Here is a 13,774-nt window from a genome sequence, read left to right on the forward strand (position 1 = left end):
ATCTCGACAGCGCGGGACTTGTCTGCTAGCGCTTGCAAAACTGTGCTGCAGCCCGCAGAAATGCGGCTTGGCGAGGGATTGTGACGGTTAAAATAACTGCGCGGAATACCCCGGATGGCCCCTCAAAAGCGGTGCAATCCGGGCAACTGACGTCTGGCAGCAGCCACCGGTAGCGTTTCGGGTGCCGTTGGCGGCGGTTTACGCTAGAATGCACGGCCTCAAAGCACACCCCTTCCCGAGGCTGTCCCGAAGATGTTGATCCTGCGCGGCGCTCCTGCCCTTTCTGCCTTTCGCCACAGCAAACTCCTTGAGCAACTGAGCCAGAAGGTTCCAGCGGTTACAGGCCTGTATGCTGAATTTGCTCACTTCGCCGACGTTACCGGCGTGTTGGCCGCCGACGAACAGCAAGTGCTCGCACGCCTTCTGAAGTACGGCCCAAGCGTCCCCGTTCAAGAGCCTAATGGCCGCTTGTTCCTGGTACTGCCACGGTTTGGCACCATTTCGCCCTGGTCGAGCAAGGCCAGCGATATCGCCCGCAACTGTGGCCTGGAAAAAATCCAGCGCCTGGAGCGCGGTATCGCCTTCTACGTCGCGGGCCAGTTCAGCGATGCCGACGCCGAGTTGATCGCCAGCAGCCTGCACGACCGCATGACCCAGATCATCGTCAGCCAGCTGGAACAGGCTGCCGGCCTGTTCAGCCACGCCGAGCCCAGGCCGCTGACCGCGATTGACGTGCTGGGCGGCGGCCGCGCCGCCCTCGAGAAGGCCAACACCGAGTTGGGCCTGGCCCTGGCCGAAGACGAGATCGACTACCTGGTCAACGCCTTCAACGGCTTGAAGCGCAACCCGCACGACATCGAACTGATGATGTTTGCCCAGGCCAACTCCGAGCACTGCCGTCACAAGATCTTCAACGCCAGTTGGGACATCGACGGCGAGAGCCAGGAAAAAAGCCTGTTCGGCATGATCAAGAACACCTACGTGATGCACAGTGAAGGCGTTCTGTCGGCTTATAAGGACAACGCCTCGGTCATCGTCGGCTCTGTTGCCGGCCGTTTCTTCCCGGACCCTGAGACCCGCCAGTACGGCGCGGTGCAGGAGCCGGTGCATATCCTGATGAAGGTTGAAACCCACAACCACCCGACCGCGATTGCCCCGTTCCCGGGCGCAGCCACCGGTTCCGGCGGCGAAATCCGCGACGAAGGTGCTACCGGCCGTGGCGCCAAGCCAAAGGCTGGCCTCACCGGTTTCACCGTGTCCAACCTGCAGATCCCCGGCTTCGAACAGCCGTGGGAAGTGCCGTACGGCAAGCCTGAGCGCATCGTGACCGCGCTGGACATCATGATCGAAGGCCCGCTGGGCGGCGCCGCGTTCAACAACGAATTCGGTCGTCCGGCGTTGACCGGTTATTTCCGTACCTTCGAACAGTCCATCACCACCCCGCGTGGCGATGAAGTGCGCGGCTACCACAAGCCAATCATGTTGGCCGGCGGCATGGGCAACATCCGTGAAGAACACGTCAAGAAAGGCGAGATCCTGGTCGGCTCCAAGCTGATCGTACTCGGCGGCCCGGCGATGTTGATCGGCCTGGGCGGCGGCGCCGCTTCCTCCATGGCCACCGGCACCAGCTCGGCGGACCTCGACTTCGCTTCGGTACAGCGCGAAAACCCAGAGATGGAGCGCCGCTGCCAGGAAGTCATCGACCGTTGCTGGCAGCTGGGTGACAAGAACCCGATCAGCTTCATCCACGACGTCGGCGCCGGCGGTTTGTCCAACGCCTTCCCGGAACTGGTCAACGATGGCGACCGCGGTGGCCGTTTCGAACTGCGCAACATTCCAAACGACGAGCCGGGCATGGCCCCGCACGAAATCTGGAGCAACGAATCCCAGGAACGCTACGTTCTGGCCGTTGGCCCTGAAGACTTCGCGCGCTTCCAGGCCATCTGCGAACGTGAGCGTTGCCCGTTTGCCGTGGTCGGCGAAGCCACGGCCGAGCCGCAGCTTACTGTTACAGATAGCCACTTCGGCAACAGCCCGGTGGACATGCCACTCGAAGTGCTGCTGGGCAAAGCCCCGCGCATGCACCGTTCGGCCGTGCGTGAAGCCGAGCTGGGCGATGATTTCGACCCAAGCGCGCTGGAACTGGCCGATAGCATCGAACGCGTGCTACACCACCCGGCCGTGGCGAGCAAAAGCTTCCTGATCACCATCGGCGACCGCACCATCACCGGCCTGGTTGCTCGTGACCAAATGGTCGGCCCGTGGCAGGTTCCAGTGGCTGACGTTGCCGTCACCGCCACCAGCTTCGACGTCTACACCGGTGAAGCCATGGCCATGGGCGAGCGCACGCCGCTGGCCCTGCTGGACGCTCCGGCGTCGGGCCGCATGGCGATTGGTGAAACCCTCACCAACATCGCTGCTTCGCGCATCGGTAAATTGTCCGACATCAAATTGTCGGCCAACTGGATGTCCGCTGCCGGTCACCCAGGTGAAGATGCACGCCTGTACGACACGGTTAAAGCAGTCGGCATGGAACTGTGCCCGGAGCTGGGCATTACCATTCCGGTAGGCAAGGACTCCATGTCCATGGCCACCCGCTGGAACGAAGACGGCACCGACAAGAGCGTCACCTCGCCGCTGTCGCTGATCGTTACCGGTTTTGCACCGGTCACCGACATCCGCCAGACCCTGACCCCGCAACTGCGCATGGACAAGGGCACCACCGACCTGATCCTGATCGACCTGGGCCGTGGCCAGAACCGCATGGGCGCGTCGATCCTGGCACAGACCCATGGCAAGCTCGGCAAGCACGCGCCGGACGTCGACGACGCCGAAGACCTCAAAGCCTTCTTCGCCGTGATCCAGGGCCTGAATGCCGACGGCCACCTGCTGGCTTACCACGACCGTTCCGATGGCGGCTTGCTGACCAGCGTCGTGGAAATGGCTTTCGCCGGTCACTGCGGCCTGAACATCGTGCTCGACAGCGTTGCCGAGGATGCGTCTGAAATCAACGGCATCCTGTTCAACGAAGAGCTGGGCGCCGTGATCCAGGTGCGCCAGGACGCGACCCCGGACGTACTCGCCCAATTCAGCGCCGCCGGCCTGGACGACTGCGTGGCGGTGATCGGCCAGCCGATCAACAACGGCGAGATCAACATCTCTTTCAATGGCGACACCGTGTTTGCCGGCCAGCGCCGCTTGCTGCAACGCCAGTGGGCCGAGACCAGCTTCCAGATCCAGCGTCTGCGCGACAACGTTGAATGCGCCGAGCAGGAATTCGACGTGATCCTGGAAGAAGACAACCCTGGCCTGAGCACCAAGCTCAGCTTCGACGTCAACCAGGACATCGCCGCGCCTTACATCAAGAAAGGCATCCGCCCACAAGTTGCGGTACTGCGTGAGCAGGGCGTCAACGGCCAGGTGGAAATGGCGGCCGCGTTCGACCGCGCCGGCTTCAATGCGATCGACGTGCACATGAGCGACATCCTCGCCGGTCGCGTTGACCTCAATGAGTTCAAAGGCCTCGTCGCCTGCGGCGGTTTCTCCTACGGCGACGTGCTGGGTGCCGGTGAAGGCTGGGCCAAATCGGCCCTGTTCAACAGCCGTGCCCGCGACGCGTTCCAGGGCTTCTTCGAACGCACCGACAGCTTCACCCTGGGTGTGTGCAACGGTTGCCAGATGATGTCCAACCTCAGCGAACTGATCCCGGGCAGCGAGTTCTGGCCGCACTTTGTGCGCAACCGTTCCGAGCAGTTCGAAGCCCGTGTTGCCATGGTGCAGGTGCAGGAGTCCAACTCGATCTTCCTGCAAGGCATGGCCGGTTCGCGCATGCCAATCGCCATCGCACACGGTGAAGGCCATGCCGAGTTCGCCAGCGAAGAAGCCCTGCTCGAAGCCGACCTGTCCGGCACGGTGGCGCTGCGCTTCGTCGACAACCACGGCAAGGTCACCGAGACCTACCCGGCCAACCCGAACGGCTCGCCGCGCGGGATCACCGGTCTCACCAGCCGCGACGGTCGCGTCACCATCATGATGCCGCACCCGGAGCGTGTATTCCGCGCCGTGCAGAACTCGTGGCGCCCGGAAGAGTGGAACGAAGACGGCGCCTGGATGCGCATGTTCCGCAACGCGCGCGTGTGGGTGAACTAAGACGGTGTACAAGCTCGCCTTCTTCGTGCCCGACAGCCATGTGGAGACGGTGAAAACCGCCGTCTTCGCCGCCGGCGGCGGACGCATCGGCAGCTACGATAGCTGCGCCTGGCAAGTGCTGGGCCAGGGCCAATTCCGCGCGATGGACGGCAGCCAGCCGTTTATTGGGCAGGTGGGCCAGGTTGAAGTGGTTGAGGAATGGAAGGTTGAGTTGGTGGTGGCGGATGAGTTGATTGTGGCTGTTGTGGCTGCACTCAAGCTTAGCCATCCGTATGAGACACCGGCGTATGAGGTGTGGCAGTTGGCGGATTTTTAACTCGCACGCTGCAAAAACAAGAAACCCGCTGAGCCAGTTTGGTCAGCGGGTTTTTTTTTGCTTCTAAATGCCTCATTTTGGGAGGATTTTTAATGGTCCGTACTAATAGATACTTCTGGTTCGACGGAGAGGGATATTAGATTGGCAATCTCTGTATATAGTTGTACGTCTTCTTCAGTTGATGAAATCGAAACTACAAGGCTATAGCGACTACGACTGTTACACCTCCCTAAATGAGGTCTATAACGCCACCAGCCAGCTACGGGATATATAGCAATTTTGTCTCGTGCGGCTAAATCAATAGCTGGGCCAGTCCAAACGTCGCTATGTATCGATCCAGCAGCGACATGTTTTGAACCAAAGGTCCAATTATTGTCTGATTCGGCAGGCGGAGGATTTTTCTCTAGGCGCTCCAGCTTATTTATACGGTGCCTGAAGGCTGCCTCAGTCTCAGATTTTCTTTTTAGGTCGAATCGTAGACCGAATGATTGATATCTGGCGGGAACAACTTGCGCCATCTCTCCTGGGCTCGGCTCTACAAAGTAAGATAACGTGATTTTAAGCTGAACTTCACTATTCTCTAAACGCTCCAGTTCAGCCTTTGGCCAGGGAAGATCGTAATAATGGACTTCGTTGAAATGTGGCTCACCCTTTTCTCGACCGTTATCATCACAATCCCTGATAAAAGGTTGTATATATGTTTCGGAAATTAGTGCTAGATCATTTTGCGCAGAGGCAAGGGCGCGTTGCAATTGTGGAACGCCGTATCCAAAGTGCCTGGCGAGTAACACACGATCCTTTTTGCTCTTTCCCTTCAGTCGGCTAAGCATTACAGGAGTCCATTGAGCACTATGAATAATTAGCGCTCGTATAGTCTCCGGCCAGAGTTTTGGATGATGGGCCATTATAGCAGCAGCCAGACCCGCTGCTTGGGCAGTAGCTGAGCTAGTCGCCCAAAACTCTTCCACAGGATTATTAGTAAAATCCTTTCCTGTAGTAAGGATAGATAGGGAAGGTATGCCTGAAATTATTTGTCGTCCATCAGGACTTATAGCTTTGTTCCCCGCTTCAAAAACTACTTCCGGTTTGATTGGCGTTTTGGAGTGCTCCCAGTCAATTGAGGCACGGCTATATGGGCTGTGATCGCCAACGTTAGCTACTGGGTGCCAATCTTCATATCCGGGTTGGCTTTGCAAATCTACTTTGTCTGTGAATCCGCCTACAGCTAAAGCATTCCAGGCTTGCGCGGGATCTTCAATTGGAAATTCGTATAGATCTGATACATCCTCAGGATTTGAAGAGTCAGGAATGTTTCCTGCCGAGAGAATGAACAGGCGCCTAGGTCCCAATTCTCCATCATCATCAAAATCGCCAACCATAGAACCGGAGCAAATTTGGTCGATTGAAGAGCTCCACGTCGTAGGTCTTATACCTGAAACATGCTCGTTGGATACTGCCATACAGTAAACGCGATTTCGTGTCGGTGCTCTTGTTTCAGCAAGGCTTACTGCGGACTGGGTAATCACTCCGTAGCTTGAGGGACTGTTTCGCTCCCATCCTCGTGGAGGTAGAAACTTAACAGACTCGATCTTTGCGTTTAGGTTAACGCTTCTCTGGTCCGCAAGCGAGTAAGTCAGATCCCCAAATAGCACCGCTCCTGCCATGTTGGTCCCATGACCATGGTGATCATCGCTGCCCCAGTCAAGATTAACAGACTGACAATCCTCAAGTGAGATCGCTGGTTGTAAAAGAGGATGTGCGTGATTTACTCCGTTATCGAGAATGCAGACCGAAGGGCTGTCAGCTGCTGGAGGTTTAATGCGTCCTGAGAGATCGGAGGTCCAATGAAATTTATCTTTGGGAGGTAACCGAGTAAAAAAATATGGGTTGTCAGTAGCTCCTCTAAGCTCCTCAACTCCATCAGAGTTATTTGTAAGAAGTGATATTTCCAATGTATTTGCGTAAATAAGTAGTACTTCTGTGTCTGGAAAGCTGAGATGGTTTTCACTTACTCGTAATTTGAGAGTTTGACAGATGCGACGTAGCTGGTCGACTCTTGTAGGAATGCACCAGCACTCCCACCACAATTGTTTAGAAAGCCCGGCTGGAAAGGGGCGCGAGTCTGTCCATAAAGTTTCAAGATTTCCAAGGGTAAATTCGTTTACTGATGAGAATTTGCTATCGTTTTTTGCGTTTCCTTTAGGTGTCTTTTCCTCCGCATATTCTCTTAGTTTTTCACCTAGGAAATCAACTGCATCTATTGGGACGTATAAGGCACCTATGGCGCCGCCATCCTCGGAAACTCTTAGCGCGGAAAGTCTAATGTTTTGAGTTTTCCAGTTAAGGTCTGAAGGTACGCTACCCGACTCAAAGATAACTTCAAGGTACAACCCAGGCGAGCCCTCACAAATATCGGAACTGAAATACCCGTTCTGCCCAGAAAACGCAGTTATTGCTAATTCGAATTTTTCCCTGAGACGGCTCCCATGACCCTCTCCGCGCTCTGAAGATAGGCCACTCATGTCCTTCTGTGGGCGTTGATAAGGACGACCACTTTGGAATTTTTCAAATCGGAAATGCGGAAGCTCGTACGACGCCATTTGGAATTTTCCATAAATCCATGGCTCTGCTCGCTTACTTCTGCTAGCTAGAGCTCAAGCCTGACAAAGTATTCTTAAGTGTGCGGCGTTGTTGTAGTGCGTTCGATATTTGTTCGGTAGACGCATTTTTAGCGTCATGAAGAACCAAGTCTTTAATGACTTCTGCTGCCGCTTGGCTTAACTCAGCCTGACTAAGCCCCGCTGCAGCGGATGCGATTTTTGCCCATGATATTCTTTTGGGTAGAAAAGCGTGCATACGCATTTCGAGAACTGCTTTAATACCATCTGAGTTGGGTAGCGCATATTCGATAATGTCATCAAATCTACGAAATAGCGCTTTGTCGAGTAGCTCTGGGTGATTGGTTGTTGCTAGTACTAAACTATCAGTGCTATTTGACTCTTCTAGAAACTGTAGAAAAGAGTTTAGTACTCTGCGCATCTCTCCGACGTCGTTATCAGCATTTCGACGACCGCCGATGGCATCAAATTCGTCAAATAAGTAAACGGCACGCACTGTTGCAATATGATCGAAGATTAACCGAAGCTTTGACGCGGTTTCACCCATGAATCGGGTGATTACCGACTCTAATCTGATAGTGAACAATGGTAACCGTAACTCTCCCGCTAAAACGGATGCAGTAAGCGTTTTACCTGAACCCGGAGGCCCAACTAGCAGTAGTTTTGAACTGGGGACTAAGCCGTGACTTCGAAGTTTGTCCCGTTGACGCTGCTGGTGTATAAGCCGGTCGAGGCGTGCTCGTTTCGGATCATCCAGAATCAAATCCTGAATTTGTGTTTTGGGATAAGCTACTGACAGTAAGTTTTCCAGATCTCCTCTCGGTTTGGAGATAGGAATCGCTACCTTCTGGTTTTGCAATGACTGAGCAGCCTTAGCGGGGCTGCGCTTTCGAGCCGTATCAACAAGTGTTTTCAACTCGTCCGCGACGTCTTTTCGTCCACGGCGCGCCTCTGCAGCAGCAACCTGTAGAGCGATAGATAGGAACTGCTCCTCGTCACCTTGATTATGGCTGCTTAGCAGAGCAATGATTTGTTGGGCCGTAGCCATTGGAGCGCCTTCCCTGTCTGGACGATGGGCTACTGGTTCTGGTTGGCATTCTAGTCCATCAATCAAATCTGGCCTACCTACGGTCGTCCGATTGCGATCGTTCCAGAGTCTTCCGACAAAATGGCGGGATTGCGGTTAGGAAACCAGTTCAATAGTCTCTTTACCTCATCTTAAAGTCGAGAAAGGCAATGGCGAAGTTTCTCAATAGCTCTCCCTGCCTTCACTCCGCCTTGAGGATTTTGGTCAAAAAGCCCCTGGACCATGCTGACGACGTTGCCCTGATCAGTGCGGCGAAAGCGGTGTGGTACTCCGACGAGGATCTTGTGGGTGAAGTGAAAATATTTCTGAAAGGGTGCTCCAGTGAATTGGAAGTGCGTCGCGCAGGCTATTTGCTTGAGCGCTTCACACGCTTTTCTTGTGCGACAGATAGTCGGGTAAAGGAAGCGTTGAAAGCGCTTGAACTGTTTTCAGCGTCCAAGCAATACGTGAAACCACAAGGTGCTGTTGCGTTACGTAGTCGTCGTGACGAACTGGCAATGTCCTGGGGGGTGAGTGAGGGACTGGGTTTGAAGGTTCAGACCTTAATGCCGTTTCAGACCCGCCACTACGCAGCCGAACAGCGGGTGGCGTCTGCCTAGGTATCGACAGCTATCAAAGAACCCGGCTTAGCCGGTTTTTTGCTGTCTGCGATGTCTTCAGCTCTAGGAGATTTCCGATAAGCCTTTCAGGTTGTCCGTCGGAACTCGCACAACTAACCTTCGTCAGTCGCTGCCAATTCAGTGACCGGGACTGCAAGCCCGAGTTAGTTACAAGCGCCTTTATAATTGCGGCGCTTTTTCATGGTCGCCATTTATGGCGGCTGTGTGCGGGAGACCTTCGGGTCTACCGAGACTTGCTGGTGACTCTCGGTCTTGCAGGCCCGCACACAGCTGCCACCCATCATCTGCAAGTGATGCTGGTAGTCCTTACTTCACACCAGAGGTTTACCATGATCAAAGACAGCCCAAACCCCCCGTCAGATTCCCAACCCACCGACCAAATTTTCACCGTCCTAACCAACCTGAACAGCGAAACCCTGCTCGCCAATGCTTCCCAAGACCTGGCATCCGTGCAGGCACTGGCGGGCAATCTGGCTTTTGACGTCGACGGCCCGCAGCGAGATGCAGTGCTGGGGATTCATCGGATGGTGGAAGGTATCCAGTTGATGGTCGATCGGGTGTTGGACCTACAGGAAGTACCGATCAGCAACTGACCTCACCCACTCTGTGGCGAGGGAGCTTGCTCCCGTTGGGGTGCGAAGCGCCCCCAAAACCTGCCACAGAGTTCTTCTGAAAGAATGGGTGTTCTGAGCGAAGGGCTGCTGCGCAGCCCAACGGGAGCAAGCTCCCTCGCCACAGGGTGGTCAGGCGTTGATTGGACGGGTAACCAACCGCTCTAACGCCTCACCCAATCCTGACGCCTTGTCACCAATCAACAAGTGCCAAACACCGCTTTCCAGCTGGCTGACACCCTGGCAGCCGAGTGCAGTAAGTTGAGCTTCGGACAATACAGAATCATCCCCCAACTCCACCCGCAACCGCGTCATCGCCACCGCTTCCAACTGCCGCACATTCCCCCGGCCGCCCAAGGCATTCAGCCATTTCTCAGCTTCCTGCATATTCACCGCCACCGGCTTATCCACAGGCGCAACCGTCGCCGGTGCATTGGCAACAAACGACGGCATCGCCAAGCGAATCTCATCAGCAATGCTATCTGCCATCGGCCCCACCACCACCTGCAAACTCCCGCCATTCCCCGGCCGGACAACAGCCATGGCGCCCAGCGCTTTCAACTCCGCATCCACCGCCTTGTTGCGATCCACCATGTCCAACCGCAGGCGCGTCGTACAGGCACCGACGCTCAGCAAATTCTCTGCACCACCCAAGGCCTGGATGTAGGCCGTGGCACGCTGGTTATCCGTCATTACCTCAGCCTGCACCACCTGAATATCTTCACGCCCCGGCGTCTTCAGGTTGAAGCGACGAATGCAGTAATTGAACACGCTGTAATAGATCACCGCGTAAGCCAACCCCACCGGGAACACCAACCAACCATTGGTGGACTTGCCCCAACCCAGCACCATGTCGATAAACCCACCGGAGAAGGTAAAGCCCAGGTGGATATTCAGCATATTGGTGACAGCCATCGACAGGCCTGTCAGCACGGCGTGAATCAGGTACAGAAACGGCGCGAGGAACATGAACGCAAATTCAATCGGCTCAGTCACCCCGGTCAAAAACGAGGTCAGCGCCATCGACAGGAAAATCCCGCCCATCACTTTACGGCGTTCCGGCAACGCGTTGCGGTACATCGCCAAACACGCCGCCGGCAGGCCAAACAGCATCACCGGGAACATGCCGGTCATGAACTGGCCGCCTTTCGGGTCGCCAGCGAAGTAGCGGGTGAGGTCGCCAGTGACCACGGCGCCGGTCACCGGATCGGTAAAGGTGCCAAACACAAACCACGCCATATTGTTGAGGATATGGTGCAGGCCTGTGACGATCAGCAGGCGGTTGAACACGCCGAACACAAACGCGCCGAGGCTGCCGCTCTCCATCAGCAACACGCCGAAACTGTTGATGCCGTGCTGGATCGGCGGCCAGATCAAACCAAAGATCACGCCCAATCCGACCGCGCTGAACCCCGTGACAATCGGCACAAACCTTCGCCCGCCAAAGAACGCGAGGTACTCCGGCAGCTTGATGTCCTTGAAGCGGTTGTACAGCCCGCCCGCCATCAAGCCGCTGGCGATACCGGCGAGCATGCCCATGTTGATAGAGGTGTCCATCACCTTGAGCGTGGAGACCATCACCAGGTAACCAATGGCGCCAGCCAACCCGGCTGTGCCGTTGTTGTCGCGGGCGAAACCCACGGCGATGCCGATGGCGAAGATCAGTGCCAGGTTGGCGAAGATCGCCTGCCCGGCGTCGTGCATCACCGCGATGTTCAGCAGGTCGGTGTCGCCCAGGCGCAGCAGCAGGCCGGCGATCGGCAGGATCGCAATCGGCAGCATGAGTGCACGGCCCAGGCGTTGCAGGCCTTCGATGAAATGTTGGTACATGGCGTGTCTCCTTTTGTTGTTGTTATCAGCTCAACGGCCAGTGGTGTTGACAGGCTTGGCGAACGGCCTTTGCGCTGCTCAGGTCGAGCAGGCCTTGGCTCAATTGCCGGCATTGCGCCGCGTCCAGGTGGCGGACGCGGTCCTTGATTTCGCCGATCTGCGGCGGGCTCACCGACAGTTCACTGACGCCCAGGCCGACCAGCACCGGCGTGGCGAGCGGGTCGGAGGCGAGGGCGCCACAGACGCCGACCCAACGGCCGTGCTTGGCTGCACCGGCACAGGTCTGGGCGATCAGCCGCAACAGCGCCGGGTGCAACGCGTCGACCCGCGCGGCGAGCCCGGCGTGGTCGCGGTCCATGGCCAGGGTGTACTGGGACAGGTCATTGGTGCCGATGGACAGGAAGTCTGCGTGCTTGGCCAACTGGTCGGCCATCAGCGCGGCGGCAGGCACTTCGATCATCACACCGAGTTCGGGGCGTTGGGTCAGCTTCAGCTCTACGCACAGCTCATCCAGGCGCTGGCGGATCTGCAGCAGTTCGTCGACTTCGCTGACCATCGGCAGCAGGATGCGGCAACGCGCCAGAGGGCTTACTTGCAGCAGGGCACGCAATTGTTGGTCGAGCACGTCAGGGCGCACTTGGGCCAGGCGAATACCGCGCAGGCCCAGCACTGGGTTGGCTTCGACAGGCAGTGGCAAGTAGTCGAGCTGCTTGTCGCCACCCACATCAATGGTGCGGATGATCACGGACTTGTCGCCCATGGCATCCAGCACTGCCTGGTAGGCGTGACGCTGTTCCTGCTCATCCGGCGCGGTGCGGCGGTCGACGAAGAGAAATTCGGTGCGCAGCAGGCCGACGCCATCAGCGCCGTTTTCAAAGGCCACCTGGGCTTCGGCACTGGAGGCGACATTGGCCGCGACTTCAATGGTCACGCCATCGCTGGTGCGCGCCGGCTCCTGGGCTTGGGCCTGTTGCTGTTGGCGACGCAGGTTCTGTGCGTCACGAATCTGGTGCACTTCGGCGTGACGCGCTTCGGTGGGCTCCAATTCCAGACGGCCGTTGACGGCGTCGAGTACCACGCGCTGGCCTTGGGGCACGTCGAGTACTTCGGCACCCAGCGCCACCACACACGGCAAGCCTTTGCCGCGGGCCAGGATCGCTACATGGGACGTCGCGCCGCCTTCGGCCATGCAGATGCCGGCAGCCTCCTGGGCACTCAATTGCAGCAGGTCAGACGGCGTCAACTCGTGGGCGCTGACGATCGCACCGGCAGGCAATTCGAAGTGCCAGGCTTCACCCAGCAACGCTCGTAATACGCGTTGTTGCAAATCCCGTAGATCATTTGAACGCTCGGCGAACAGGGGTTTGCCCAAGGCCAGCAGCACCGCGCATTGCGCCTGGATCGCATTGCGCCAGGCGTGGGTAGCGGCGCTGCCGTTTTCGATGGCGCCGGTAGCCGATTCCAGCAGTGTTGGGTCTTCCAGCAAGGCGAGATGCGCCGCGAAGATGTCCTCTTCCTCGACGTTCTTACGCTGGCGGGCGTGGTCCAGTGTCGTGCGGATTTCGCTGCGCACTTGCTCCAGCGCAGTGTCCAGGCGTTGCAGTTGTTCGTCGGCAGAATGGTTGCCGGTGTCGGCTGGCAGTTCGATACCGGTCAGGCGGAACAGTGGCCCGCAGACCAATCCCGGCGCAGCACACACGCCTTGCAATACGCCGACTTCGGTATTTGTCCGGCGTGGCGCGACGATGGCAGGGGCGTGGTGTTCTTCTTTGATAGCCGCGGACAAGGCCGCGACCAGCGCCTGCAATGCTGCCTCAGCATCCTTGCCGCGACAGCTCACACGGACTTCGTCACCCTCGCCAATGCCCAAACCCATCAAGCCAATCAGGCTGTCGCACGACGCCGACTTATCGCCGAACTGCAGCTGTGCCTGGCTGCTGAAACCCTGGGCGGCCTTGCGTACTAATGCCGCCGGGCGCGCGTGCAAACCGCCCCGGTGGGTAATGCGCACGTTGGCGCTGGTTTCAGCGTCCGAGTTATCCACAGGCGCTTGAGCCGACGCCGCCGAACGCGCCACGATCTGTACCAGCGGCTCGCCGACCTTGACCGTTTTCCCCGCTACCGCGCGCAATTCGAAGCGCTCGCCATTGGTCAGGATGATCAGGCTGACCAGGCTTTTGCACTGGCGCGCAATGCGGTCCAGGTCAAACTGCACCAACGCCTGGCCCTTGCTGACCCGCGCGCCGTCCTTCACCAACAAGGCAAAGCCTTCGCCATTCAGCTCGACCGTGTCGATGCCCACATGCATCAATACTTCGGCGCCGTTATCGGCGCGAAGGGTCAGCGCATGCCCGGTGCGGGCGACATGGATGATCACCCCGTCACACGGTGCGTGCAGGCAATCGTTCAACGGGTCGATGGCAATGCCGTCGCCCATCGCGCCGCTGGCGAACACTTCGTCGGGGACGTTGCCCAGGGCCAGCACCGGCCCACTGAGGGGAGCGCTGAGGGTCAGATCATTATTGTTGTTGGACATCGGCACG

At 57.4% G+C, this 13,774-nt stretch carries 8 protein-coding genes; 4 read left to right on the forward strand and 4 right to left on the reverse strand.

Annotated elements, in window-relative coordinates:
- Positions 1 to 252: 252 nt before the first annotated feature.
- Both purL and BFP95_RS13710 read left to right on the forward strand, forming a co-directional pair.
- Complete coding sequence (gene purL / locus BFP95_RS13705; RefSeq protein WP_065910309.1) at positions 253 to 4,149, forward strand: phosphoribosylformylglycinamidine synthase; 3,897 nt, start codon at positions 253 to 255, stop codon at positions 4,147 to 4,149.
- Between the two features lie 4 nt (positions 4,150 to 4,153).
- The gene (locus BFP95_RS13710; protein ID WP_065874547.1) at positions 4,154 to 4,465 is read left to right on the forward strand and encodes an NGG1p interacting factor NIF3; all 312 of its coding nucleotides are present in this window, start codon (positions 4,154 to 4,156) and stop codon (positions 4,463 to 4,465) included.
- Positions 4,466 to 4,554: 89 nt separating this feature from the next.
- Here BFP95_RS13710 and BFP95_RS28995 read toward each other — a convergent pair whose 3' ends face one another.
- Positions 4,555 to 7,065: a S8 family peptidase gene (locus tag BFP95_RS28995; RefSeq protein WP_083207109.1), complete on the reverse strand. Its 2,511-nt coding sequence runs from the start codon at positions 7,063 to 7,065 to the stop codon at positions 4,555 to 4,557.
- Positions 7,066 to 7,108: 43 nt separating this feature from the next.
- The gene (locus BFP95_RS13720; protein ID WP_065874549.1) at positions 7,109 to 8,131 is read right to left on the reverse strand and encodes an AAA family ATPase; all 1,023 of its coding nucleotides are present in this window, start codon (positions 8,129 to 8,131) and stop codon (positions 7,109 to 7,111) included.
- Between the two features lie 188 nt (positions 8,132 to 8,319).
- Between BFP95_RS13720 and BFP95_RS13725 the strand changes: the two genes are divergently transcribed.
- Positions 8,320 to 8,769 (forward strand): hypothetical protein, encoded by a 450-nt coding sequence (locus tag BFP95_RS13725; protein ID WP_065874550.1) that lies wholly within the window; start codon positions 8,320 to 8,322, stop codon positions 8,767 to 8,769.
- A gap of 350 nt (positions 8,770 to 9,119) precedes the next feature.
- Positions 9,120 to 9,383: a DUF6124 family protein gene (locus BFP95_RS13730; protein ID WP_065874551.1), complete on the forward strand. Its 264-nt coding sequence runs from the start codon at positions 9,120 to 9,122 to the stop codon at positions 9,381 to 9,383.
- Positions 9,384 to 9,533: 150 nt separating this feature from the next.
- Here the strand turns inward: BFP95_RS13730 and nagE are convergent, their stop codons facing one another.
- Positions 9,534 to 11,231, reverse strand: a complete 1,698-nt coding sequence (nagE, locus tag BFP95_RS13735) for an N-acetylglucosamine-specific PTS transporter subunit IIBC (RefSeq protein WP_065874552.1) — start codon at positions 11,229 to 11,231, stop codon at positions 9,534 to 9,536.
- A gap of 25 nt (positions 11,232 to 11,256) precedes the next feature.
- Positions 11,257 to 13,767, reverse strand: coding sequence for a phosphoenolpyruvate--protein phosphotransferase (ptsP, locus tag BFP95_RS13740; protein WP_065910311.1), 2,511 nt, complete (start codon positions 13,765 to 13,767; stop codon positions 11,257 to 11,259).
- Between the last annotated feature and the right edge of the window lie 7 nt (positions 13,768 to 13,774).

The sequence above is a fragment of the Pseudomonas sp. 58 R 12 genome (genome assembly GCF_900005865.1).
GTDB lineage: Bacteria > Pseudomonadota > Gammaproteobacteria > Pseudomonadales > Pseudomonadaceae > Aquipseudomonas > Aquipseudomonas tritici.